The sequence below is a fragment of the Aeromonas sp. 2HA2 genome (assembly GCF_029237345.1).
In the GTDB taxonomy this organism is placed as follows: Bacteria; Pseudomonadota; Gammaproteobacteria; order Enterobacterales; family Aeromonadaceae; genus Aeromonas; species Aeromonas salmonicida.
Window position 1 is genome coordinate 85,611 of sequence record NZ_JAACGB010000003.1, and the last position, 25,604, is coordinate 111,214.

19 protein-coding genes, 3 tRNA genes and 2 pseudogenes are annotated in these 25,604 nt (G+C 56.5%); 16 read left to right on the plus strand and 8 right to left on the minus strand.

Annotation, left to right across the window (positions count from 1 at the left end; translation table 11 throughout):
* Positions 1 to 23: 23 nt before the first annotated feature.
* The 13 genes and pseudogenes from icmH to GWQ29_RS06760 all read left to right on the plus strand — a co-directional run.
* Complete coding sequence (gene icmH, locus GWQ29_RS06700) at positions 24 to 803, plus strand: type IVB secretion system protein IcmH/DotU (protein WP_265461402.1); 780 nt, start codon at positions 24 to 26, stop codon at positions 801 to 803.
* 21 nt (positions 804 to 824) lie between these two features.
* On the plus strand, positions 825 to 3,467 hold the full coding sequence (gene tssH, locus GWQ29_RS06705) for a type VI secretion system ATPase TssH (protein ID WP_275919050.1): 2,643 nt from the start codon (positions 825 to 827) through the stop codon (positions 3,465 to 3,467).
* 2 nt (positions 3,468 to 3,469) lie between these two features.
* The gene (locus GWQ29_RS06710; RefSeq protein ID WP_275919051.1) at positions 3,470 to 5,008 is read left to right on the plus strand and encodes a sigma-54 dependent transcriptional regulator; all 1,539 of its coding nucleotides are present in this window, start codon (positions 3,470 to 3,472) and stop codon (positions 5,006 to 5,008) included.
* On the plus strand, positions 5,008 to 5,613 hold the full coding sequence (gene vasI, locus GWQ29_RS06715; protein ID WP_275919052.1) for a type VI secretion system-associated protein VasI: 606 nt from the start codon (positions 5,008 to 5,010) through the stop codon (positions 5,611 to 5,613). Before GWQ29_RS06710 ends, vasI begins: the two co-directional genes overlap by 1 nt.
* Before the next feature lie 8 nt (positions 5,614 to 5,621).
* On the plus strand, positions 5,622 to 7,067 hold the full coding sequence (tssA, locus tag GWQ29_RS06720; protein ID WP_275919053.1) for a type VI secretion system protein TssA: 1,446 nt from the start codon (positions 5,622 to 5,624) through the stop codon (positions 7,065 to 7,067).
* Between the two features lie 42 nt (positions 7,068 to 7,109).
* Complete coding sequence (gene tssM, locus GWQ29_RS06725; protein ID WP_275919054.1) at positions 7,110 to 10,607, plus strand: type VI secretion system membrane subunit TssM; 3,498 nt, start codon at positions 7,110 to 7,112, stop codon at positions 10,605 to 10,607.
* A gap of 44 nt (positions 10,608 to 10,651) precedes the next feature.
* Positions 10,652 to 12,088 carry a VasL domain-containing protein gene (locus GWQ29_RS06730; protein WP_275919055.1) on the plus strand — a complete coding sequence of 479 codons (1,437 nt, stop codon included), beginning with the start codon at positions 10,652 to 10,654 and terminating at the stop codon, positions 12,086 to 12,088.
* Between the two features lie 292 nt (positions 12,089 to 12,380).
* On the plus strand, positions 12,381 to 12,668 hold the full coding sequence (locus GWQ29_RS06735) for a type VI secretion system PAAR protein (protein ID WP_111588344.1): 288 nt from the start codon (positions 12,381 to 12,383) through the stop codon (positions 12,666 to 12,668).
* Positions 12,669 to 12,679: 11 nt separating this feature from the next.
* Entirely contained in the window at positions 12,680 to 14,725 is a 2,046-nt protein-coding gene (gene tssI, locus GWQ29_RS06740; protein ID WP_275919056.1) for a type VI secretion system tip protein TssI/VgrG, read from the plus strand.
* A 9-nt stretch (positions 14,726 to 14,734) separates the two neighbouring features.
* Positions 14,735 to 17,059 (plus strand): glucosaminidase domain-containing protein, encoded by a 2,325-nt coding sequence (locus tag GWQ29_RS06745; protein WP_275919057.1) that lies wholly within the window; start codon positions 14,735 to 14,737, stop codon positions 17,057 to 17,059.
* The gene (locus tag GWQ29_RS06750) at positions 17,056 to 17,406 is read left to right on the plus strand and encodes a hypothetical protein (protein ID WP_275919058.1); all 351 of its coding nucleotides are present in this window, start codon (positions 17,056 to 17,058) and stop codon (positions 17,404 to 17,406) included. The genes GWQ29_RS06745 and GWQ29_RS06750 overlap by 4 nt, the downstream gene beginning before the upstream one ends.
* A 397-nt stretch (positions 17,407 to 17,803) precedes the next feature.
* A complete protein-coding gene (locus GWQ29_RS06755) occupies positions 17,804 to 18,595 on the plus strand; it encodes a hypothetical protein (protein WP_275919059.1) in 792 nt (263 codons plus the stop codon).
* Positions 18,596 to 18,735: 140 nt separating this feature from the next.
* Positions 18,736 to 18,852, plus strand: a pseudogene (locus GWQ29_RS06760) (IS630 family transposase); the annotation flags it as partial.
* 50 nt (positions 18,853 to 18,902) lie between these two features.
* Here the strand turns inward: GWQ29_RS06760 and GWQ29_RS06765 are convergent.
* From GWQ29_RS06765 to GWQ29_RS06780, 4 genes and pseudogenes are all read right to left on the minus strand, one after another.
* A pseudogene (locus GWQ29_RS06765) lies at positions 18,903 to 19,077 on the minus strand (IS481 family transposase); the annotation flags it as partial.
* A gap of 176 nt (positions 19,078 to 19,253) precedes the next feature.
* A tRNA-His gene (locus tag GWQ29_RS06770) sits at positions 19,254 to 19,329 on the minus strand.
* Positions 19,330 to 19,381: 52 nt separating this feature from the next.
* A tRNA-Arg gene (locus GWQ29_RS06775) sits at positions 19,382 to 19,458 on the minus strand.
* Positions 19,459 to 19,495: 37 nt separating this feature from the next.
* Positions 19,496 to 19,572 (minus strand) — tRNA-Pro (locus GWQ29_RS06780).
* Between the two features lie 203 nt (positions 19,573 to 19,775).
* Between GWQ29_RS06780 and folD the strand changes: the two genes are divergently transcribed.
* Positions 19,776 to 20,639: a bifunctional methylenetetrahydrofolate dehydrogenase/methenyltetrahydrofolate cyclohydrolase FolD gene (gene folD / locus GWQ29_RS06785; protein WP_265421369.1), complete on the plus strand. Its 864-nt coding sequence runs from the start codon at positions 19,776 to 19,778 to the stop codon at positions 20,637 to 20,639.
* Between the two features lie 110 nt (positions 20,640 to 20,749).
* Here folD and cspD read toward each other — a convergent pair whose 3' ends face one another.
* Positions 20,750 to 20,968 carry a cold shock-like protein CspD gene (gene cspD, locus GWQ29_RS06790; RefSeq protein ID WP_005300025.1) on the minus strand — a complete coding sequence of 73 codons (219 nt, stop codon included), beginning with the start codon at positions 20,966 to 20,968 and terminating at the stop codon, positions 20,750 to 20,752.
* Between the two features lie 229 nt (positions 20,969 to 21,197).
* Between cspD and clpS the strand changes: the two genes are divergently transcribed.
* Both clpS and clpA read left to right on the plus strand, forming a co-directional pair.
* Positions 21,198 to 21,515, plus strand: a complete 318-nt coding sequence (clpS, locus tag GWQ29_RS06795; protein ID WP_005310725.1) for an ATP-dependent Clp protease adapter ClpS — start codon at positions 21,198 to 21,200, stop codon at positions 21,513 to 21,515.
* A gap of 59 nt (positions 21,516 to 21,574) precedes the next feature.
* Positions 21,575 to 23,827 (plus strand): ATP-dependent Clp protease ATP-binding subunit ClpA, encoded by a 2,253-nt coding sequence (clpA, locus tag GWQ29_RS06800; protein WP_059169068.1) that lies wholly within the window; start codon positions 21,575 to 21,577, stop codon positions 23,825 to 23,827.
* Positions 23,828 to 23,895: 68 nt separating this feature from the next.
* On the opposite strand, the gene infA is transcribed toward clpA, so the two are convergent.
* The 3 genes from infA to aat all read right to left on the minus strand — a co-directional run bounded on the left by infA (position 23,896) and on the right by aat (position 25,603).
* Entirely contained in the window at positions 23,896 to 24,114 is a 219-nt protein-coding gene (gene infA, locus GWQ29_RS06805; protein WP_005300033.1) for a translation initiation factor IF-1, read from the minus strand.
* Between the two features lie 68 nt (positions 24,115 to 24,182).
* The gene (locus GWQ29_RS06810) at positions 24,183 to 24,899 is read right to left on the minus strand and encodes an arginyltransferase (protein ID WP_275919060.1); all 717 of its coding nucleotides are present in this window, start codon (positions 24,897 to 24,899) and stop codon (positions 24,183 to 24,185) included.
* Entirely contained in the window at positions 24,896 to 25,603 is a 708-nt protein-coding gene (gene aat, locus GWQ29_RS06815; RefSeq protein WP_275919061.1) for a leucyl/phenylalanyl-tRNA--protein transferase, read from the minus strand. Before aat ends, GWQ29_RS06810 begins: the two co-directional genes overlap by 4 nt.
* Position 25,604: the final 1 nt, after the last annotated feature.

Genomic DNA, 25,604 nt, shown 5'->3' on the forward strand with positions numbered 1-25,604 from the left:
TCGCATCAAGGAAACAAGCAGAGATGACCACGGACATTATCAAGAACGAGCAACTCAGTGACCTGCTGTTCGATCATGCCGAGCAGCTGGACATGGATTCGGACTACTGGTTCCGCCTGCGCGGCCAGAGCATCAACCCCATGATAGATGCGGTAACCCCCTTGCTGGGGCTGGTGCAGCGGGTGCGCCTGCTGTCGCGCTACGACAGGGTGCCGGAGCTGTACCAGCGGGTGGTGACCGAGATCCAGGCCATAGAACAGGAACTGATGGCTCAGGGTTACGAGAACGGTGTGGTGCTGTCGTTTCGCTACATCCTCTGCACCTTCATCGACGAGGCCGTCATGGGCCGCGACTGGGGTAGCCAGAGCGAATGGTCGGAACACTCCTTGCTGACCCGTTTTCACAACGAGACCTGGGGCGGGGAGAAGGTGTTCGTGCTGCTCGCTCGTCTGCAGGAAGACCCGGTGCGTTATCGCGACATCCTGGAGTTCATCTATCTGTGCCTGTGTCTCGGTTTCGAGGGGCGCTACAAGGTGATGAACAAGGGGCGTGACGAGTTCGAGCGTATCGTCAAACAGTTGCACAAGCAGCTGGCCCCCGAGACAAGCGGTGAAGCCCCCAGCGTCTTTCACCTCGACCTCGGTCGTCAGGCTTCCCGTTACAGACTGCGCAAGCAGATTTCCCTGCGCAGCCTGTTCATGGGGGGCGCGCTGATCCTGGCCATCATCTTTGGCCTCTATCATCACCAACTCAATAACCAGACCCAGGACGTACTGCGTCAACTGGGCGAATTATTAAAATAATTATTCTGAGGAGAGCACGCCTTGATTCGTATAGAGCTACCCGTACTGGTGGAAAGACTCAACCCCATCTGTCGTCATATGCTGGAGGAGGCTGCGGCCCTCTGCGTCAACCATCAGGGGGCGGAGATCCGCATCGAGCACCTGCTGCTCAAGATGCTGGATACCCCCTTGTCTGATGTACGCCAGATCCTCAAGCGGGCCGACGTCGGGGTCGACGAGCTCAAAACCCTGCTCCAGCCTGCCGGTGCAGACAGTGGTTATGCCCAGGGTTACCCCTCCTTCTCGCCGCTCCTGGTGGAGTGGTTGCAAGACAGCTGGCTGCTGGCCTCGGCCGAGCTGCAACACGCCCAACTGCGCAGCGGCGTCATGCTGCTGGTGCTCTTGATGACTCCCCAGCGTTACCTGCCGGGCTCTGTGACCCGGCTGCTGGCCAACGTCAACCGCGAGCTGTTGCGCCAGCAGTTTGACGAGTGGGTGAAAGAGTCCGCCGAGACCCAAGTGACTGTTTCTACAAACGGCACCTCGACTCAGGCAGCCCTGCCAGCCGATGCCAGCCTGCTGGCCCGCTTTACCATCAACGTGACCGAGCAGGCACGCCAGGGCCGCCTGGACCCTGTTTTGTGTCGAGATCACGAAATCGACCTCATGATCGACATCCTGTCGCGGCGCCGCAAGAACAACCCCATAGTCGTGGGGGAGGCCGGGGTCGGTAAAAGCGCCCTGATCGAGGGGCTGGCGCTGCGCATCGTGGCGGATCAGGTGCCTGAAAAATTGCGCGAGGTGGAGCTGATGACGCTCGACCTTGGTGCCATGCAGGCCGGTGCGTCGGTCAAGGGGGAGTTCGAGAAACGCTTCAAGGGGGTAATGCAGGAGGTCAAGGAGGCGGTGCGTCCTGTCATCCTCTTTATCGATGAGGCCCACACCCTGATCGGGGCTGGCAATCAGGCCGGTGGGCTGGATGTCTCCAACCTGATCAAGCCGGCGCTGGCCCGGGGCGAGCTGCGTACCATAGCCGCCACCACCTGGGGCGAGTACAAGAAGTACGTGGAGAAAGATGCCGCTCTCTCGCGTCGCTTCCAGCTGGTGAAGGTGGGCGAGCCCAATGCCGATGAGGCTACGGTTATCCTGCGCGGCCTGCGCAGCATCTACGAGAAGGCCCATGGTGTGCTGATCGACGAAGAGGCGCTGCAAGCGGCTGCCCAGCTTTCCGCCCGTTATATTTCAGGTCGTCAGTTGCCGGACAAGGCGATCGACGTGCTCGATACCGCCTGTGCCCGGGTGGCCATCAACCTGACTACGCCGCCGCGTGCCGTCAGTCATTTGCAAAACGCATTGCGTCAGCGTGAGCTGGAGATCCGCCAGCTGGAGCGCCAGAGTCTGATCGGGCTGGGTGACAACACAGAGCGACTGGCCGAGCTGCAGTCTGCCCAGCAGACCAGCCGTGATGCCCTGCGCGAGCAGGAAGCCAAGTGGCAGCAACAACAGGGGCTGGTGCATCAGATTGTTGAACTGCGCGCCGCCCTGCTGGCCGATCAGCAGGATGAGATGCTGACCAGAGAGGCGCTGGATCTCGCTGATGCGCCTCTCGATCCGCAAGCGGCCGCCGACCAGTTGGCCGGGCTTGAGCGCGAGCTGGCCGAGCTGCAACAGGCTGAGGTGCTGGTCTCCGCCCATGTCGACAAGACTCAGGTCGCCGCGGTGATCGCCGAGTGGACCGGAGTGCCCCTCAATCGCATCTCCCAGGGTGAACTGGACGTGGTGACCCGGCTGCCGGAGTACCTCGGCGAGCTTATCAAGGGGCAGGATGTGGCGGTAGCCCATCTGCACAAACACCTGCTCACGGCCCGCGCCGACTTGCGCCGCCCGGGCCGTCCGCTGGGGGCCTTCCTGCTGGTGGGACCGAGCGGGGTCGGCAAGACTGAAACAGTGCTGCAGATTGCCGAGCTGATGTTTGGCGGTCGCCAGTATCTGACTACCATCAATATGTCCGAGTACCAGGAAAAACATACTGTCTCCCGCCTCATTGGTTCGCCTCCCGGCTATGTCGGTTTTGGCGAAGGGGGCGTGCTGACCGAAGCCATTCGTCAGAAGCCCTATTCGGTGGTGCTGTTGGACGAGGTGGAAAAAGCCCATCCTGACGTGCTCAACCTCTTTTATCAGGCGTTCGACAAGGGCGAGCTGGCCGACGGGGAAGGGCGCATCATCGACTGCAAGAACGTGGTTTTCTTCCTCACCTCCAACCTCGGCTTCCAGACCATAGTCGATTACGCCGAGCAGCCCGACGTTCTGCTGGATGCGCTCTATCCCGAGCTCGCCGCCTTCTTCAAGCAGGCCCTGCTGGCACGGATGGAAGTGATCCCCTATCTGCCACTCGATCACGACACCCTGGTGCAGATCGTGGGCGGCAAACTCAACCGACTGGTCAGGCTGCTCAAGGAGCGTTTCGGTGCTGAGGTGGTGCTGGAGGACGAGGTGGCTGAGGAGATACTGCGCCGCGCCAATCGCAGCGAGAACGGGGCCCGCATGCTGGAATCCGTCATCGACGGTGCCCTGCTGCCGCCAGTCTCCCTGCAACTGCTGCAGCGCCTCTCGGCCGGTGAGCCCATCAAGCGGGTGCGTTTCTCTGTGAGCGAGCGCCAGTTCGTGGCCGAGGTGGAGGGCTGAACATGGAACAAGCCCTCGCATTTGCCCTCGCCTTGACCCAGCAGCGCGATGAGCAGCACCTGTGCCACTGGTGGACCTCGACCCTCAATGCCAGCTTCCAGCCCAAAGGGATACTGCTGGGCATGCTGGACGTGAGCGGCCGTCAGCTCGAATGCAGCGGTTGGGTCAAGGGGCAGGCGGTGTCGCTGGCGCTGGCTGTGGATGACTTTTCCCATCCGCTCGCCTATGTGCTGCACAAGGCGCAGTCCCGCACCTGGGACTCCCTGCACGGCGGCGCCCGCATCGAACACGCCGCGTTTCGTACCTTGCTTGCCAATCTGGGTCAGCAGTGCGGTCTGCATGCCTTTCCCCTCAATGATGGCAACGGCAAGCCGTTCGCCGTGCTGGCCATGATGGACAGCGGTGAGGTGCTGCAAGAGTGGGCGGCTCGCCCTGAGCTTGCCCAGTTGTCACAGGTGTTCTGCAACCAGCTCACCCTTATTCGTGATCTGGGGCTTAGCCGCCGGGATCAGAGCGTGCTGCGCGACTCCTTGCGCCAGATGAAGGGGGAGGGAGAGCGCCAGCGCCAGCATGAGAAGCTGCTGGGCGATCAGTTGATCGGCCAGTCGGCGGTGATCCGCGGGCTGCGCGAGCAGATAAGCCTGGCGGGCCGGCACAAGCTGACCGTGCTCATCCAGGGGGAGACAGGCAGTGGCAAGGAGGTGGTCGCCCGGCTGGTGCACCAGTGCTCGGATCGCGCCGCCAAACCGTTCGTGGCCATCAACTGCGCCGCCATTCCGGAGAACCTCATCGAGAGCGAGCTGTTCGGTTACCAGAAGGGGGCCTTCTCCGGCGCGCTGTCCAACAAGACAGGGCTGGTGGCCCAGGCCAACGGCGGCACCCTGTTTCTGGATGAAGTCGGCGACATGCCCGCCGCCATGCAGGCCAAGCTGCTGCGGGTGCTCGAGACGCGAAGCTATCGGCCGCTCGGGGCAGAGCAGGAGTGCCACTCCGATTTTCGCCTCATCGCCGCGACCCATCAGCCGCTCACCCGCCATGTGGAGGAGGGGCAGTTCCGGGCCGATCTCTATCACCGCCTCTGCCAGTGTCTGCTGCTCATCGCCCCCCTGCGGGAGCACATGGATGACATCCCCCTGCTGTGCCAGCACTTCATGGCCCAGTTTGCCGCCCAGGATGGCAAAACCCTGGCGGGGCTGCAGCGCAAGTTCTTGAAGCAACTGCAAAGTTATGACTTTCCCGGCAATGTGCGCGAGCTGCGCAATCTGCTGGAGGTCGCCTGCGCCCACACCCGTCACGGGGAAGAGGTGGTGCTGGAGGCGCTGCCCCCCGAGCTGCGCGAGCGAGTCAGCGCCCTGTTGCCCGAATCCATGGATGATTACAACCACATCCGGGATCTGCGCCGGGCCATGCAGCAGTACGAGGCTTCCGTCATCGAGGCGCGTCTGCGCTACTTCCAGGGCAATCGCATGCTGGTGGCCGAGAGCCTGAATATTCCCAAGCGCACCCTGGATCACAAGTGCCAGAAACTGGAGGTGAACTGATGAGCGCCCTTGGCCTTTTGCCCCTGTTGCTGGCGACCGGCAGCGCATTACCCCCACAAGACATGGCCAGTTTGCAGGCGTGTCGCCGCGAGCCATCGCCGCTGATCCGGTTGGCCTGCTATGACGCCATCGGCAATGGCCTCGCCCAGACGAGCGAGGGCGGTGCCTCCAAGTCTGCCGCCTGGCAGGCCATCTGGGCACAGGAGCAGGCCCGCACGCCAGAGAGTGCTCCCTTCCTGCTGCAAAGCGATGCGGGGCGTGGCAGCGAAACCCTCACTCGCCCAGCCTTGCGCGGGGCGACCCTGGCCATAGGCTGTGTCGACAGCATTACCCATATCCGGTTAAGGCTTGATGCCCCCTGGGTTGGTGAGCGGGTACGGATTGAACTGGATGGCCAGCCCAGCCGCAACGCCCAGAGCTGGTTTATCCGGGATCAGGGCCTGCTGCTGGAATATGGCCGTGGCTTGCCCGCCATCGAGGAGCTCAAGCGCTGGATAGGTCATCGCGAGCTGCAGGTGAAGGCCGACAACGGCGCCTTGTTCCGGGTCGATCTCAGCGGTTTGAAAGAGGCGCTGCAGCCCCTGCGCCAACAGTGTCGCTGGTAGGGGGCGCCATGAGCTATCAACACCCCTGGTGTGCCCGTTTGCTCACCAGTTTGCCGGAAGAGCAGATAAAAGGTGCCGTGCTGGCCGACGAGCCTCGCTGGGATTACGTGGAGACCGAACTGGTCAAGCTGGGCTCTCTGGCCCACAGCCAGGTGGATCTCAATGCGGTGGCCGAAGCCTGCCTTGGCTTGCTGGAGAGCCGCACCAAGGACATGCGGGTGCTGGCCCAGCTGCTACGCTGCCTGCAACATCCGGCCAAGGCGGCCCCTCTGGGGGCTGCGCTCAGCTTGCTGGAGTCCTGGATCCGGGCCTACTGGCTGCAAGCCTGGCCCGGTAATACCAGCCAGAAACAGCGGCTGATGGTGCAGATCGTCAAACGCTTTGAAGGGGCCTTGCCGCGAGTGAGCGAGAGCGCCTCGCCGGCTGAGCTGGCCCAGCTGCTGGCCCAGGCCGAGCTGCTGGAGGCTTGCTGGCTTGCCCAGTGCCCGGACAAGGGCGAGCTGCTCGATCCCTTGTTGATGGGGCTGAAACGGGCCCAACGCCAGCAGGTTGCACAGGCCCAGGCAGATGCCGGTGGCCAACCTTCAAGCAGCACTGTTGCTGCCACAGCCAGTGCGAGCGGCATGTCGGGAACCATGGTGCTCAGTGGCAGCAGCAAGGGCTCCGGAGTCGAGATTGACAGCTCCAACGATCGTGCCTGGCGCCAGACCCAGCTCAAGGTGGCCGAGTTGCTTATCGAGCGCCAGCCGGAAGCGGCGGTGGGCTATCGTCTGCGTCGCCACGCCATCTGGGCCGGGATCACCACGCCACCCATGACGGCTCAGGGCAATAAAACCCAGCTGGCCCCCATGTCGGTGGACATGGTGGATGAGTACCGCGCCGCTCTGGCCACACTGGAGCGGTCCGCGCCGGATCTGGCGCTCTGGCAGCGGATCGAACAGAGCCTGACCCTGGCGCCCTACTGGTTCGAGGGGCATCGGCTCTCGGCCGAAGTGGCCCATAAGCTGGGGTTTGGCACCGTTGCCCAGGCCATCATGCAGGAGCTGGATGGTTTCTTGCAGCGTCTGCCGGCGCTGCGGGATCTCACCTTCAGCGATGGCAGTCCCTTCCTGTCACCCGAGTGCAGCCGCTGGTTGCAGCCCGCCAAGGTGGGTGGTGCAGGTGGGGACGGGGAGTCCAGTCTGGCCGAAGAGGTTGCCCTGCGTCATGGGGAGCTGGGGGTGGCTGCGGCCCTCACCCTGCTCGATGAAAGGATGGCGCAGTTGAAAGAGCCAAGAGCCCGCTTCCATGCCCAGTTGGTGCAGGCGGAGCTGTTGGCGCAGGAAGGCATGAATTCGCTGGCTAGCCAGCACTATCAACACTTGTGGCAAGAGGCAAGTCGCCTGGGATTGGCGCAATGGGAGCCCGGGCTGGTCAGTCGCCTGGAAAGCCATGCGGCCCCGTTGTCGAAATAAGTGCCGAAATGAGTCATTGAGTCGGAGTTGGATCACAATCTTATGTTCAAGACCATCTTAACTTTTCTGCGGCAACAGCTGCCGAAATTGAAACCCTCCTGGCCCCTGCTCGGCGTGGTGCTCTGGGGACTTGCCCTCATTCTGGTGTGGTGGCTGGGTCCTCGCCTCGAGATCCGCGGCGCCAAACCGTTCGAGCCGCTGTGGGGGCGGGTGGTATTCACCCTGCTCTGGCTCTGGCTGATGCTGGGGATCCTCTCCTGGCGGGTGTGGCGCAAGATGCAGCAACTCAAGGCCGAGCGTCAGCATGAAACCGTGCTGGTGCAGGATCCGGTGAAAGGGCTCATCGACAAGCAGGCGCTGTTTCTCAATCGCTGGTTGCAGGCCCTTGTCGAACACCTGGGCAAGGGAGCGCTCTACGCCATGCCCTGGTATCTGGTGCTGGGTCTGCCCGGCAGCGGCAAGAGCAGCCTGATCCACAGAGCCAATCCGGCCAACAAGCTCAACCCCAGACTCGATACCGAGCTCAGGGACGTGGCGCAGGATCAGCTGATCGATTGCTGGCTGGGGGAGCAGGCGGTGATGCTGGATCCCGCCGGTGAGCTCTTGTCTCAATCCGAGCCGGAACTCGATCCGCTGGCGCGCAAGCATGAGCGGCTCTGGCTGCACCTGTTGAACTGGCTTTCCGAACACCGCCGCCGCCAGCCCCTCAACGGTCTGGTGCTGACCGTGGATCTGGCCTGGCTCTCCGGCGCCAGCGTGGCCGAACGCAAGGCTTATGCCCAGCTGATGCGTTCTCGCCTGCAAGAGGTGTCGGCCACCATGAATACCCGGTTGCCGCTCTATGTCACTTTTACCAAACTCGATCTGCTGCGCGGTTTCGATGTGGTGTATGAGCAGCTCGACAAGGAGGCCCGCGAGGCCGTGCTGGGGGTGACGTTCAACCCGGCCGACAGCCGTGGAAAATCCTGGCAGCAGGATCTGGCCCTGTTCTGGGATCAGTGGGTGGACAACCTCAACCAGAACCTGCCCGAGCTGATGCTGGCACGACTCGATGCCACCCAGCGCAACGCGCTTTTCTCGTTCGTGCGTCAGTTGGCGGGGCTGAAGGATTATGTGACTGCGCTGCTCGATGAGACGCTGCAAATTGAGGAGAGCAAGCCGCTGTTGGTGCGCGGCGTCTATATCAGCTCCGTCTATCAGCAAGGGGTGCCGTTCGATGCGTTTGCCCAGGCGGCCTCCCGCCGCTACAACCTGCCAGAGCCCATTCACTCGGCCCTGCGCGGGGAGTCCAATACCTATTTCGTGCGCAGGTTGTTCTCCTCCATCATCTTCCCCGAGGCCCACCTGGCCGGGGAGAACCGGCTGCATACCCTCTATCGCCGCCGTCGGATGGCTATCGGCCTCAGCTGTCTGTCACTCTTTTCGGCGGCCCTGATCGGCGGTTGGCACTACTTCTATCGGGTCAACGAAGAAGCCGGTCGCAATGTGTTGACCAAGGCGCAAGCCTTCATGGAGACCAACGAGGTCGTCGATGAGCATGCCTTCGGTGTGAGTCAGTTGCCGCGTCTGAACCTCATTCGCGAGGCGACCCTCGCCTTTGGCAACTACCGCGGACGCACGCCGCTGGTGGCGGATCTGGGTCTCTATCAGGGGGACGAAATAGGTCCTCATGTGGAAGGCTCCTATCTGCAACTGCTGGGTCAGCGCTTTTTGCCAGCCCAGATGCAGGGGCTGCTGGAGGATCTCAATCAGGCTCCGGCCGGCAGTGAGGAGAAGCTCTCCATACTGCGGGTGATGCGGATGCTGGATGATGCCTCCGGTCGCAACAAGGACCTGGTGGAGCAGTACATGGCAAGCCGCTGGCAGCGCGCCTTCCCGGGGCAGGGCCCTGTACAGGAGCAGCTGATGGGGCACCTGGATTACGCCCTCGATCATACCGACTGGCATGGTGCCAGGGCTGCCCGTGATCAGGCCGCCATCATCGCCTTCGCACCGTTCAAGGAGCCTGTCTACGGCGCCCAGCGCGAGCTTGGCAAGTTGCCCATGTATCAGCGGGTCTATCAGAACCTGGTGGTGAAGGCGAACGACGTATTGCCGCCGGATCTCAACGTACGTGACGAAGTGGGGCCAACCTTTGACACCGTCTTTGCCCTGCGCAGTGACAATGCAGGGCAAGTGCCACGTCTGTTGACCTGGCCCGGTTTCAACGACTTCTTCCTCAAGCAGGACAAGGCGTTGATTGATCTCACAGCCATGGATGCCTGGGTGCTGGGTCAGCGCAGGCTGAGTCAATTGAGCGAGGCGGATCGCAAGGAGATCGGTCGTCAGGTCAACGACCGTTATGTCACCGATTACGTCAACCAGTGGCAGAAACTGCTGACCAATCTGGACGTGCAGACCCTTGAAAGCCCGGAGCAGGCACTGGACGTGCTCTCTGCCATTACCGGCAACGATCAGCCTTTCCAGCGGGTACTGGCTTCGTTGGATGACAACACCCGGATCCGCAAGATATCGGATGTGGAAGGGGATCCTGCGCAGGCCATCACGGCCCGCATCGGCCGTCCCTTCATGGCGACCAATGCCGCCCTTGGCGGTCGTGGCGAGCAGGGGCCGCTTATCCAGGAGGTCAATCAGAAGCTGGTAGAGCTGCAGCACTATCTGGAACTCATCGTCAACGCCACCGAGCCAGGCCAGTCCGCTCTCAAGGCGGTGCAGCTGCGTCTGACCAACAAGTACGCCGATCCTGTCTTTGCGTTGCAGCAATATGCCCGCAGTCTGCCAGCCCCGCTGGATCGCTGGGTGGGTCAGCTCTCCGAGCAGAGCTCTCGTCTGGTGATCGACTTGGCCATGTCGTCCCTTAATCGAGAGTGGCAGGACAAGGTACTGGCACCGTTCAACAGCCAGCTGGCCGGTCGTTATCCGTTTGATCCGGGCTCAACCAAGGATGTGCCGCTGTCCGAGATGGAGCGCTTCTTTGCGCCGGGTGGCACCCTGGACAGCTTTTATCAGGTCAACCTCAAGCCCATGGTGGAGAGCGGCCTGATGGAGGGTGAGTTCAGCTCGCCTATCCAGACCGAGCTGGTGAAGCAGCTGGACAGAGCCGCTCGTATCCGCCAGATCTTCTTCACCCAGCAGGGCAACCTGGAGGTGCAGTTCGCCCTCGAGCCCATAGAGCTCACCGCCAACAAGCGGCGCAGCGTGCTGAACCTGGACGGTCAGTTGCTGGAGTATGCCCATGGCCGTCGTACCAAGGTGCCGTTGGTGTGGCCAAACACCATGCGTGACGGTGCCGAGAGCAAGATCACCCTGGTGCCGGCAGCCAGGGAACGTTCACCGCGCAGCGAAGGCTTCGTCGGCCCCTGGGCCATGTTCCGACTGATGGACAAGGGGGAGCTGACCCAGGTCAATGAAGCCACCTTCGATGTGCGCTTCCCGGTGGATCAGGGTTCCATGACTTATCGCGTCTACACCGACAGCGCGCAAAACCCCTTCACTGGCGGCCTGTTCAGTCAGTTCAGATTGCCTGAATCTCTCTATTGATAAAGTGGGGGTACTGTGTGCCCCCTCAAGCTTTGGAAGCCGATATGTCACAGAATCAACAAGGTCAGCAGGCGCTGAAAGTGGGGCGCGATCCTCGCATGTTGCCGGAATACGAGGCGTTGCGCAGCGAGATCAACAAACTCAGCCACGCCTCCCGCCCCGAGGTGGACTGGCTCAAGATCCATCGGCTCGCCAGCCTTATCTTTGAAAAGCACGGGGTGGACCTGCAGACCGCCATCTACTTCACCCTGGCGCGGTCGCGCCTGCAAGGGCTGAACGGCTTTACCGAAGGGTGCGAGTTTCTGGCCAATCTGATTGTGACCCAGTGGGAGAGCTTTTGGCCACCAGTGCATCAGGAGCGAGCCCGTATCGAAATGCTGGACTGGTTCATTGCCCGCATCAGCGACGTGATCCGCCAGTACCAGATCAGCCACGAAGACAAGCGCCTCGTCTATCGCTGCGAGCGGGCGTTGCAGCTTATCAGCGAGAAGCTGCACAACGTGGGCTTGAGCCGCATTCCCCGGGTCGAAAATCTGGTGCACTTCATCGAGGGGTATACCCATCTGTTCGACGAGACCGAGATCGTCATCGTCTCCGATGAGCCCGGTCTCAAGGAGGAACTGCAGATCCCGCCCATGGTGTTCTTCAAGTCCGACATGGAGCACGACAGCCCTTCTTCTTCAACGTCCTCTTCCAGCACGCCACACCTGCCTCAGGGCAGCATACTGATTGGTCGCGAGAAGGGGCAGGTCAAACCCACAGTGCTCAAGATTGAACCTCACCGCAAGCAGCGCCCTGCCTGGTTCTGGTTTGGCTGCGGTTTGCTCAGTTGCGCCCTGCCGGTGATGAGCTGGCTGGGTTGGCAGCATCTGCAGCAGGAGAAAGCCGTGGCTGCCCAGCGCTTGCAGCAACCGGCCGCCGAGTTGCCACGGGCCCTCAGTTATGACGATATCCGCCAGGCACGCATCGTACTGGGCGAACAGACCCTGCAAGGTATGGAAAGCGAGCTGGTGTCCCGTTATCAAGCCCAGCTGGGACGGCTTGAGCAGACCTCGCCGCTCTACTGGTATCGCTATGGGGAAGGGCTGCGCAACTCGCTGCAGATGCTCTATCCCGACTCGCTGTCGGTCAAGGCGCTGGACAAGCAGTGGCAGACGGCGTTGGCCGGTCAACAGGGGGATGTGATCAGCGTACCGACCTATCTGGATGCTCGCGCCGGTGTCGACGCCTTGCTCGATCAGCTGCTGGATCTGGAGCGTCAGCGCAAGACGGTGACCATCTCCTATCTCAAGTCCCAGCTCTATGAGGTGCAGAAAAACCTGATGCAGGATATCCCGTTCAGTCTGCGCCTGAGCGAACTGGAGGCGAGAAAGGCATCCCAGGAGCCCGTCACGGCAGCCGAATTGAAGAGTCTGGAAAATGACCTGAAAGCACTCAACATCCGCCTCTACCAGTTGCAGCAGAGCAGCGCAGGTAGTTGATCATGCTGCACTGAGCAACATGTTGCGTACCTTATGGTGTGTTCGACTGCCAGCGCAATCTCTGGCCTGGCGATCCCCCTGTCTTGCGCAAACTATTGCAGCAGCCCCTGTCAGCCTTGTGGTACATGAAGCTAATAGACTGATTTAAAACAGTATTATCGGCGTCTTTGTCATGGCACAAAGGCTGCTGGGTAGCCACCCCAAGTGCATCTGAGCCCATGGTCACGACGGTGAGCACGAGGCATGGCGGGAGTCCCTCGGGTTGGCTCCCTTGCCCACACGGAGAGTTCATATGTGTCCCTCTATTGCATTGCTCGGTGACATAGGCACCGACCACGATGGTTTTCACCCATCCCCAGTGATTGCCGCCAGCCCGGATGTCTTTCTCGACGGCAAGCCAGTGGCCCGTCAGGGCGATCCGCTGGCGCCCCATGACAAGCCCAACAATCCCCCCCATCCGCGCAGCATCTCGGGTGGCGTCGGCACCGTTCTGGTCAACGGCAAGCCCATCGCCGTGACCGGTACCGCCATCGGTTGCGGTGGCGTTGTGATTGGCTCGGGCAGCGGACAGGCAGGATAAGGAACAGCGTTATGGCAGACAGCACAGGATTACAATTTACCGTCAAGGTAGGGGCGCTGCCCGAGAGCACTTTCGTGGTGGCCGAGTTTGCGCTGGAAGAGGCGCTGAATGGGCCGTTCCAGTTGCGATTGGAATTGGCCAGCCCCCAGCCGGATGTCGATTTTGCCGATGTGCTGGACCAGCCCTGCGAGCTCCTGGTGTGGTACAACGGCGAGCTGCAACGGCGTGTGTGCGGGGTTGTCAGTGATTTTGCGCAAGGGGACAGCGGCTTTCGCCGCACGCGCTACCAGCTGCTGGTGCAGCCGGCGTTGTGGCGGCTTTCGCTTCGTCACAATTCCCGCATCTTCCAGGCGCAGAAACCCGATGAAATCCTCAGCATTCTTCTGCAAGAGCACGGCATCACCGACTACGCCTTTGCGCTCAAGAATGAGCACGCCAAGCGGGAATACTGCGTGCAGTACCGGGAAACCGACCTTGCGTTCCTCAATCGGCTCGCCGCCGAAGAGGGGCTCTTCTATTTTCATGAATTCGACGCGGGCAAACACCGCATCGTGTTTGCTGACGATGCGGCGGCGCTGACCGCCGGCCCCGAGCTCTTTTTCAACCTGGGCAACCGCTCGCTGGAGCAGGGCCCCTATGTGCGCCAGTTCCACTACCGGGAAGCGGTGCGCCCCTCTGATGTGGAGCTCAAGGACTACAGCTTCAAGACCCCGGCCTACGGGCTCTCCCACAAGAAACAGGGCAGCGAGCTGGAGCATCAGCGCGATAGCTATCAGCACTTTGACTACCCGGGTCGCTACAAGCAGGACGGCAGCGGCAAAGCGTTTGCCCAGCACAGGCTCGATGCGCTGCGCAATGACGCTGTGGCGGGCAGCGGCAAATCCAACAGTGCAGCCCTGCTGCCGGGCCAGTTTTTCTCGCTGACCGAGCATCCGAACGGCAATCTGAATACCGACTGGCAAATCGTGCGCATCAGCCACACCGGCTTGCAGCCACAGGCGCTGGAAGAGGAGGGGGGCAGCGGCCCGACCGTCTACCACAACGAGTTTGGGGTGGTCAAAGCTGCGACCACCTGGCGTGCCCGCATTGGCAGCCCACAAGCGCCGCACAAGCCCATGGTGGACGGCCCGCAAATTGCCATCGTGGTGGGGCCTGAGGGGGAGGAGATTTACTGCGACGAACATGGCCGGGTGAAGCTGCAGTTCCCGTGGGACAGATATGGCAGCTCCAACGACCAGAGCTCCTGCTGGGTGCGGGTGAGTCAGGGCTGGGCTGGTGGGCAATACGGCATGATGGCCATTCCGCGCATCGGCCACGAAGTTATCGTCTCATTTCTTGAAGGGGACCCGGACCAGCCTATCGTGACCGGTCGCACCTTCCACGCCACCAACCGGCCGCCCTACGACTTGCCTGCCAACAAGACCCGTACTGTGCTGCGCACCGAAACCCATCAGGGAGAGGGCTTCAACGAACTGCGTTTTGAAGACCAGGCGGGGCAGGAAGAGATTTATATCCACGGTCAGAAAGACCTGAACGTGCTTATAGAAAACGATGCTGCATGGCATATCAAGCACGATGAGCATAGGGATATTGACAACGAGCGGGTGACTCGCATCAAGGCCAACGACCACCTGAGTGTGGAGGGGGAGAAGCGCGACCATATCAAGGGTGACCTGTCGCTGACCGTCGATGCCTCCATGCACCAGAGACTAGGGCAGTCCCTCTTGGTAGAGGCGGGCCAGGAGGTGCATATCAAGGTGGGCGACAAACTGGTACTGGAGGCGGGCTCCGAGATCACCCTCAAGGGGGGCGGCAGCTTTGTGAAAGTTGACCCGAGCGGCATCAAGCTGGTGGGCCCCGCCATCAAGCTCAACGCCGGCGGCAGCGCAGGTTCAGGCTCTGGCTGGGGTGGCAAGGCTCCCGTGGTGCCCAAGGGGGTAGAAGTGGTCAAGGCTCCCGAGCTGGTTGAGCTGGTCAAAGCGATCGCCACCGAGAAGGCGATGGAGGCACTCTTGAAAGAAGAGAAGCCTGGCGCGTTCTACCTCTTTTCTGAATAAGGAAACAGCATGAAGTTTGCATTTCCCATCCTCACCGCCAAAGGGGAAGAGTTCAAGGACGTCAAGGCGCTAACGGAGCTGATAAATGGCGAGCAATCGGGTCACTATCTACTTGGCAACCACAACAAGTGGCATGGCGGCATTCATATCAGCGACAAGAGTGCCCCTTGGTGCAAGGATAAGTATCCCGTCAGAGCCATTGCCGATGGCAAGGTGGTGGCATTCCGGATGATGAAGGATTACTTGACCTCTGAATATCAGGGTGAGTCCCTACGCTATTCCAACTGCTTCTGCCTGGTACAGCACGAATATTGTGAAATAAATGCAGAAACTAAAGCGAAAAACGAGTTCACCTTCTATTCGCTTTATATGCATCTGCTGCCTTGTGATAAGTACCAAAGCGCCGAAAAGCTGGTGCTGAAAAAGGGTTGGAATGCGCGCAATTCCGTTCCCCATGCCAATCCCGATGCCGAGCAGCAGCGTGTTGATGCCGCTTTGCCCCGTTTCACGTTGCCCAAAGATACCGAACTGGAGATGGACAGCAGTGCGCCATCCCAGAAGGGGAATGTTGGGGGCAAGGAGTATGATTTCATCAAAGTGATTATCAAGAGCAAGCTTTCCAATGCCCAGATAAAAGAGGCCGAGAAGGCCGGCGTATTGGTCAGTGAAGGGAGTTCTATCTGGATCGCCAATAGCCCGGATGCTGTCGAGGTGATTAAACCCAACTTGCCGACCTGGCTATTCGATCAGATAGAGGCTGAACTGCTGACCAATATGGTTGGTCGTGCGGATCCTGTTCTTAATGGACCTACAGGTCGTCTGATGGCGGGAGACAGAAGTGTATCTCTGCCTGCGAACACCAAGTTGCAGTATGATGCCCACCAACTTGAATTCCATTGGATTGGTGACAAAGCACGCAAGATGGCGAGATGCAACTATGTGATGCCGAATAATGAGGGCTCGCCAGGTAGCTGCGGTGTCGCCTGGGTGTGCGTCGAAGATGAATTTATCAAGGCAAAAACGCTTCCTCCCTCCCATCTCGGCGAACTCTATGTGTTGCCATCTCCCGTGGCCATTGCCGCAGGTGAGACCATAGGCTATCTCGGCTTGGTGGAAACGCCTGGCTCTCTGATTGGAGGCAAAAAGAGCAAGCATCAAGTCCATCTTGAAGTCTTCACCCAGGATCCTCGTCTTGACGACGTGCTGGCCAACAAGGCGGGAACAAAAGGCGGCGCTACCTATGCCAAGGTCCCTGCGGAACTTGTCTTGCACGAGAAGAAAAAACAGGACGATAAAGATCTCTGGGTTGCGACCGCTGACAAAAGCCTTGAGGTGCTGGTTGAATCACCCGGGCTTGAAAAAGACGCCATCAAGCAGGAGTGGGTCTGTGTCTCGTCAGGAAAATATGTCAAGAAAGAGCAAGTCGAATTGTTGAGCCAACATGACTGGCTGAAAATTGGTTTCAAGAAGGTCGATGGTTCAGGCTCCGATGGTTATCTGGATCCCGATGCCCCCCCAGCCTTTTTCACCGATCTGCTCAAGAGCTTTGATTCCGATGGCAATGGTGAACTTAGCAGTGAAGAAATACAGGCGGTCCTGCAAAACAGCAGCAATGCAGACCAACTTCACAAGCTTATCGTCAAGCACCCCAGCGAATGGTATGAAAAATCGTCAGCCAGCAGTTATCTGTGGCTAGATAAACTTATGACCAAGATTGGCCTGCCAGATTTTGATTTATTGGTTGACCATGAAAAACAGCGTATCGATAAGCTGGAGTGGATGCAGAGCGCAGCTAAACTCAAGTTACATTCTGAATCATGGCACTTTTTCCCATTAATATTCCGAGAAAAGAAAACAGCGTCAAGATTACTTAAGAATTTTACAAGATCTGAATTTGTTACCTTCGTCTATGAGTCTGCTAAAGAGAGTCAGGCGATCTCACGTGTACCTGCTGAAATTACTGCTGCCCAAGCAATTTTGGAAACTGGATATGGTAAGAGTGTTCCAATTGATGTTAATACTGGAATTTATAGTTATAATCTTTTTGGTATCAAAGCTCATGGTCATCCCGAGTTTGTTGAGATATACACCCATGAATATGAGGGGGGCGTTAAAGTTAAAATTCTAGATAAATTTAGAGCGTATGATTCTTTTGAGGATAGTATAAGTGGTAGGGCCGATTTTTTTGTCAAAAACAAACGGTATCATTCACTTTTTGAATCAAGCGACCCTGTATTATGGGCTCAAGGTCTCCAAGATAAAGGTTATGCCACAGACCCCAAATATGCATATAAATTGATTAGTATCATGAAGACTAATGGATGGGTAAAATGAAGAAAATTATTCTTTTCTTGCTACTTTTTTATAGCTCAATTTCATATGGTAAAGTGGATTGTTATTGTTCAAATAAAGATGCTATTGGTAAAGTCGAAGCAGAAAGAATAAACAGTGTTGATTCTGGATATACAGTTTCAACAAAAGGGAGAAGCTATTTCTATTCAGCTCCAGATGATAAATGTAAAATAAGTAAGTTCATTATATTTAAAGATCAGGTTGATGCTTACATGGAATATAATGGCTTTTATTATATCATGTATTTTGGGAAAAATGGTGTGACAACTGAAGGGTGGATGAAGTCAGAGCATCTAAAAGAAAATGGTTATGGTGTGGGTAATAATTGAAGCTGGATATATTCCAAAAAACCTAAATTTTGATCAAGCAATGCATTTCTTTAATATGTACAATCTAGTTATCACCGGACACCGGTTGGTGTCTTTTCATTTTTCCTAAGTGTTTACAAGCATTCCCAAGAATATAAACTCAAGGGCATGCTTGTAAAAGTGGAGGAAAGAGAACCATCAGTTATATGGTGGCTAAAATGCTTGTTTAGCAATGTGATATTTGAAAAATGATTTATTAATAAATGCTATCCACTTGCATTCTGTATTTTATCAGTGTGTGGTTATTTTTATAAAAATTTCAAGACAAAAGAAATACTAATGCAATTTAATATCTCTTTAATTTACATCAGTTTTATAAAGCCGACCATAGATATCTTCTTTATGTTAGGAATAATTAATGAAAAATATTCTCTGTGCCGTCTTTTTTCTTTATCCATTTAGTGAGATAACAGCATGTGAAAACGCAAGATTTAATGAAGTTCAGAAGGGTAATAAAGTTGCGTATGATGTGTCAAGTGTTGTCGTCACATCGAAAGGTCGCACTTTTTTTTATGACATGCCTCTTGATGAGTGTAAGTCGAAAAAATTCATTATTAATGGGGATAAGGCAATTTCATATGCATCATACAATGGATTTCAATATGTTAGTTATTTAGATCGAAAAGGTGAAGCTCATACAGGGTGGGTTGATTCAACCCGTATCACCAAAAAAGAAAAATCACCTGAGGATTTAAATGTTAAAAAAAGCGATTTTGCTATACACTTTAATGGTTATGATATAAAAGTTGGTGGTGATTGCAGTAAAGTTATCGGAGCTTTTAATGGGTTCACCGAAATGTATAGTGGAAATGGTTTTGCCGATGTATTTAAAAATATTGATGGCGTAGATTATAAATTTTATCCTCATGACTTTGGTTTCATATATATAGAGTCATCGAACCTTGACTATAATAAATTAAAAAGAGACTTTGATGATTATAGGATAACTAAAGTCATTCTTAAGAAAGATGTGGGGTTTAGTAGTAGAGGGATCTATGTGGGAAGCAAAATGCTTGATGTCATAAAAGTATATGGTGTACCTGCGTCTAAGAAAGATGATGCTTTTATTTATACAAGTGATAACTATATGATGAAGTTTTTTGGTTCTGAAGTAGTCAATGAAATAGAGATATCTATCAATCCAATGTGAAATTTTTTAATTAGTATTTATATGTACAGATCTAAATAGCTGTTCCGAATAGTAGATCACTGGAGGAAGGGAACTCAGTCCAGCTTGTGCGATCTCATTAGTCGCCAAACAAAACAAGCCGCACCCAAAGGACTGAGTTGATGCCTATGCTACCACCCCTGCCACGGCCACAGCGCCGCCGCATTCACAAAATCATCCATGCCACGCGTGATAAAGGTCATGCTCGTCGCTTGATGGCTATCTTGCTGTTACATCAAGTGTACAGATCTAGTTATCACCTGACACCGGCCTCAAACCGGTGTCTTGTTTACGCTACTTTAGAGCGCGCTTCCTTCGGTATCAATTTCAGACCCTTTTTAAACATGCTGTAGGGGGTCTGCCCATCCATCATCCTGCTCTGTTGTGGCTGCTGTTCCAAATAGCTGTCCAAGTCTGACTACAGCAAGCCCCACCGACTCATGCCAAGTTGTTCTCCTTTTGAGCCCACAAGGTCTGATATGGGTTGCTGGCGACCTCCAGCACCAATGCTGATGCATTTTAGAGTGTCGCTTGTACGATCAGTTGCAGGTATTTTTTCAGCAACGGTCAGGACATTGGGGGGGGGGGATGTCTACCGGATTTAAATAGATAAGATTGAATTTTTTCTGAAAGGAGATAATGGGGTGGCTGATGGGGCTCGAACCCACGACAACCGGAATCACAATCCGGGACTCTACCAACTGAGCTACAGCCACCACTGAAAATATCCATTAATACCATCCATCCCGGGGAGGGAGGATTTATTAATGGTGCGCCCTGCAGGATTCGAACCTGCGACCCACGGCTTAGAAGGCCGTTGCTCTATCCGACTGAGCTAAGGGCGCTCTGTATCGATCAGCCAAGGTGGCTCATCGATGAACTTGGTCGGTGATAAAGGATTCGAACCTTTGACCCTCTGGTCCCAAACCAGATGCGCTACCGGGCTGCGCTAATCACCGAAAATTTCTTGTCCAGCATACCGATAGCGGCGGTACTGGGCAACGGGCGGGCATCATACCCAAGCGGGAAAGGCAGCGTCAACGTATTTTTCCGCCAGTAAATTCAAGTGCCTACTTATTGCCCGCCCAGCGAGCGCTGCTAACACCCGCGCCAAAAAAATGCGACAATGCGCGGCAGTTGAACACATGGTGAGTGAAGAACGATGTCTGCCAAAATCATTGATGGAAAACAGGTTGCGCAAACGATTCGCAATCAGGTCGCAGCGCAAGTCCAACAGCGGTTGGCACAAGGGAAACGGGCGCCAGGTCTGGCGGTGATCCTGGTCGGGGTGGATCCTGCGTCTCAGGTCTATGTCGGCAGCAAGCGCCGCGCCTGTGAAGAGGTTGGGTTTATCTCCCGCTCTTACGATTTGAGCGCGACGGCGAGCCAGGAAGAGCTGCTGGCCCTGATCGATCGGCTCAATGATGATGCGGATGTAGACGGCATTCTGGTGCAACTGCCGCTGCCGGCTCATTGTGATACGACCCAGGTGCTGGAGCGTATTCGTCCCGACAAGGACGTGGATGGCTTTCACCCCTACAACGTGGGCCGTCTGGCGCAACGCATTCCGGCACTGCGCCCCTGTACGCCCAAGGGCATCATGACCCTGATAGAGACCACTGGCGTCAAGACTCATGGTTTGCATGCTGTGGTGGTCGGTGCATCCAACATAGTGGGGCGCCCGATGACGCTGGAGCTGCTGCTGGCCGGTTGCACTACGACCACCTGCCACCGCTTCACTCAGGATCTGGAACAACAGGTGCGTCGTGCCGACTTGCTGGTCGTGGCCGTGGGCAAGCCAAACTTCATTCCGGGAGAGTGGGTCAAGCCGGGGGCCCTGGTGATCGACGTGGGCATCAATCGTCTGGCTGACGGCTCTCTGGTGGGGGATGTGGAGTTCGAGACGGCGCGTAATCATGCCTCTTTCATCACACCGGTTCCGGGTGGTGTCGGCCCCATGACGGTAGCGAGCCTGATGGAAAACACCCTGTGTGCCTGTCAGGACTATCACGACCAGGCACTGTGATGATGGGTGAAGCCTGCATCTGATTGGCTTCACGCTCGCACTCAAAGGTCACAATAAAAAACCCGGCAACCTTGCGGTTCGCCGGGTTTTTTATTTATCCAGTTTGACTCTTACATGTTCTGTGCTTCGTTTGGCACGATGACAGAGGCGTGATTTCCTTTCGGCCCCTGCTGCAGTTCGAAGTTGACTGCCTGACCTGCTTTCAAGGTCTTGTAACCTTCCATTTGTATCGTGGAGTAGTGGGCGAAGATATCTTCACCACCCCCTTCCGGACAGATAAACCCAAATCCTTTTGCGTTGTTAAACCACTTGACTGTTCCGGTTGCCATACATCTACATCCTTTTATTGATTACCCTGAAGTCGTTGAGTAACCTGCGCCAGCCCTTTATAACTAGTAGCATACGTCTATAGCAGACGGGCGCCGATTAGCAAGTAACCAATCTAGTCTAACTTTTGAGCGAGTCAAGGAGTTGTTAACAACTGATGTGATCTGGTTAACAAGTCTATTGACAATCTTGTGTTAGACGGTAGTAATCTAGAGGTACCGAAGCGCGACTATGAGCAAGCAGAAAGAACTCTTTGCTAATGAAGAGATTGCACAAGCAGAGAAAACGAAGCTGCAACCGCCACCCATGTACAAGGTCGTCCTGAACAACGACGACTACACACCGATGGAGTTTGTGGTGGAGGTGCTGCAAAAGTTCTTTGGTATGGATTTGGACAAGGCTACCCAAGTGATGCTGAGTGTGCATTATAGTGGTAAGGGAGTCTGTGGTACGTTTACCGCCGAGATTGCCGAAACCAAAGTGGTCCAGGTCAACACCTATTCACGTAACAACGAACATCCACTGCTATGTACCATGGAAAAGGCTTGAATCTGATGACTTGATGGCGAGAACGACACCACATTGTTGCTGTACTAGGGGAGGTGCCTATGTTGAATAAAGATCTAGAAAAGACGCTGAACGAGGCTTTCAAACTGGCCCGTGACGAGCGCCACGAATTCATGACTGTCGAGCACCTGTTGTTAGCCCTGCTGGATAACAGCTCAGCCCATGAGGCGTTGAGTTCGTGTGGTGCTGATGTGGAACTGATGCGCAAAGAGATCAGCGCATTCATCGGTCAAACAACCCCGCTTATTCCCCGCGATGATGAAGACAGAGAAACCCAGCCCACGCTTGGCTTCCAGCGAGTGCTGCAGCGTGCTGTCTTCCATGTGCAATCCTCTGGCAATACTGAGGTCAGCGGCGCCAACGTGCTGGTGGCCATCTTCAGTGAGCAGGAATCTCAGGCGGCCTATTTTCTGAAAAAGGCCGAGATAAGCCGGCTGGATGTGGTCAATTTCCTCTCCCATGGAGTGCGAAAAGATAGCAAGCCAGACAACAGCAGTAACAATGCCGAGTCTGACGATGATGTCTCTGCTGCCCAGATAGAAAGCTTTGCCACCAACCTGAATCAGTTGGTGCTGGAAGGGCGTATTGACCCGCTCATCGGCCGCGATCAGGAACTGAGCCGCACCATCCAGGTATTGTGCCGTCGCCGCAAGAACAACCCGCTGCTGGTGGGTGAAGCCGGTGTCGGCAAGACAGCCATCGCCGAAGGCCTGGCCTATCGCATCGTCAAGGGGGATGTGCCCGAGGTGATTGCCGGTAGCACCATCTATTCACTGGATATGGGGTCCTTGCTGGCTGGCACCAAGTATCGTGGTGATTTCGAAAAACGCCTCAAGGTGTTGCTCAAGCAGATTGAGCGCCAAGAAGGGGCCATCCTCTTCATCGACGAGATCCACACCATCATAGGGGCCGGTGCGGCTTCGGGTGGCCAGCTTGACGCCGCCAACCTCATCAAGCCGTTGCTCTCCAATGGTTTGCTGCGCTGTGTCGGGTCGACAACCTACCAGGAATACTCCCAGATCTTCGAGAAAGACCGTGCCTTGGCCCGTCGTTTCCAGAAGATCGATGTCGTCGAGCCGAGCGTGGATGATACAACCCGCATCCTGATGGGGCTCAAGAGCCGTTACGAATCGCACCACGGTGTGCGTTATACCGTGAAGGCGATCCGTGCTGCGGTCGAACTCTCGGCCAAGTACATCAACGACCGCCATCTGCCTGACAAGGCCATCGACGTGATCGACGAGGCCGGGGCAGGGCAGCGACTGCTGCCGGTGAGCAAGCGCAAGAAAGTGATCAATGTGCCGGAAATCGAAGCCATCGTTGCCAAGATTGCCCGTATCCCGGAGAAATCTGTTTCTTCTTCTGACAAGGAAGTGCTGAAAAACCTGGAGCGTAATCTCAAGATGGTGGTGTTTGGCCAGGACAAGGCCATAGAGGTGTTGACTGATGCCATCCGGCTGTCACGCTCCGGTCTTGGCAATGAACGCCGCCCGGTGGGTTGCTTCCTGTTTGCCGGCCCGACCGGGGTGGGCAAGACGGAGGTCACCCAGCAGCTTGGCAAGGCGCTCGGGGTGGAAATGCTGCGTTTTGATATGTCCGAGTACATGGAACGCCATACCGTCTCACGTTTGATTGGTGCCCCTCCCGGTTATGTCGGTTTTGAACAGGGCGGCTTGCTGACCGACTCAGTGCTCAAGCATCCCCACTCTGTGGTGTTGCTGGACGAGATTGAGAAGGCGCACCCTGATGTGTTCAACCTGCTGTTGCAGGTAATGGACAACGGGACCCTGACGGACAACAACGGGCGCAAGGCCGATTTCCGTAACGTGATCCTGGTGATGACCACCAACGCCGGTGTGCAGGAGACCCAGCGCAAGTCCATTGGCTTCCAGCAACAAGACATGAGCCACGACGCCATGGCGGTGATCAACAAGACGTTCAGTCCTGAGTTCCGCAACCGACTGGATCACACCATCTGGTTCAACCATCTGGATATGCAGGTGATCCACCAGGTGGTCGACAAGTTCATTGTCGAGTTGCAGGTACAGCTGGATGCCAAGGGCGTGTCTCTTGAAGTGTCCGAGGGTGTCCGCCACTGGTTGGCCGAGAAGGGATATGACAGGGCCATGGGAGCCAGACCCATGGGACGGGTCATCCAGGAACACCTCAAGAAACCACTGGCCAATGAAATCCTGTTTGGATCACTGGTTGATGGAGGGGTAGTGAAGGTTGAGTTGGTAAATGACAGCCTCAGCTTTGACTTTCAGGTCAATATTGAAGCTGTCTCCCACTAAGCACTGATAGTTAGAAAGCGACAAAAAACCCCAGCCGAGAGGTTGGGGTTTTTTGCTGAATTCCTGGCTTAGCGAGAGCGGAAAACAATACGTCCCTTGGAGAGATCGTACGGAGTCAGAGCTACCGTTACTTTGTCCCCAGTCAGGATACGGATGTAGTTTTTGCGCATCTTGCCGGAAATATGAGCGATAACCACGTGACCATTTTCCAGTTCCACACGGAACATGGTATTGGGCAGGGTTTCGAGAATGGTGCCCTGCATCTCAATACTGTCTTCTTTAGCCATTGAATCCTCTTGATAAGCCACAACAAAAATCCGCTGGATCATGCCGGATTTAAGGCTATGTGTAAAGTTTACTCGGGCTTGGTGTCGATATTTTTCCATTCCCCCTGTATCAGCCGCTCGTGAGGCAGGTATTGGCGCTTGTAATTCATCTTGCGGCACGCCTCCACCAGATAGCCAAGATACAACCAGGTTCGACCTGTGCGCTTGGCCAGATCCAGCTGACTCAGAATGGCGAAGGTACCGAGGGAGCGATCGGCGTGAGCCGGATCGAAAAAGGTATACATGGCGCTCAAGGAGTGGGGGAGCAGATCCGTGGTGGCGACCCCGATCAACCGGTTGTCCTTGCGCATTTCAAGGTAAAGTGGCGGCATCCAGTCGCAATGCAAAAAGCTCTTGTACTGGGTCCGGCTGGGGGGATACATGCTGCCGTCATGGTGACGCTCGCGAATGTAGCGCTCGTAGAGCTGGTAATATTCGGGCTTGTCGTCATAGCTGAGCACCAGTTCAAGGTCCTGATTCAACTGACGGATCCGCTTCTGGCTGCGGCTCGGCACAAAGCGTTCGCTGTGAATGCGCAGCGACTGGCAGGCACTGCAGGCGGGGCAGTGGGGCCGATAGATGTCATTTCCGCTGCGCCGAAATCCCGCCGTCAGCAACCGCTCATAGCCGCTGGCATTGAGCAGGTTGTGGTCCATCAATACCAGCAGTTGCTCCTGTTCATGGCCCAGATAGCTGCATTGATGCTTGGGGGTCAGGCCTACTTTTAGGATCACTTCTTCTGTCATAGGCTGATGCTCCCCGCTTGCCAGCAGTTATCTGCCAACGGCTGCCGGCTCAGTTTGGTCAGCGCCGTCAAAAACGTCTCTCTTGGCCACTCCTGGATCCCCATGGTGGCCAGAAAATCATTCTGCATCTGGCAATCGATCAGTGCACCACCGTGGCTGGCGAAGTGGTGACAGAGCACCACCATGGCCAGCTTGGCGCCGTTGTCGATGCGGCTGAACATGGACTCACCGCAGAAGAGGCGGCCGAGGGAGAGGCCATAGAGGCCAGCTTGCAACTGGCCATGCTGCCAGATCTCGACGGAGTGGGCATGGCCAAGGCGATGAAGTTGTCGATAGGCGTCGATCATGGGCGTGCTTATCCAGGTTCCACTGGCACTGCGACGGGGGGCGGCGCAGGCCGCTATTACCTCATTAAAGGCGCGATTGATGGAAATATCGAATGAGGTGCGGCGGATAAATTTGCGCAGGCTGCGACCTATGTGCAGCTGTTCGGGGATGATGAGCCCTCTGGGATCCGGCGACCACCACAGCAACGGCTGGTGGGGCTCGTTCCACGGGAAGATCCCCTTGTGGTAAGCTGCCAGCAATCGTTCAGGGGAGAGATCCCCGCCGATCGCCAGCAGGCCGTTGGGTTCATCCAGTGCGTGCTCGGGGTCGGGAAACCAGCACAGCGCATCATCCAATTGGGTAAGATAGCGAGACATA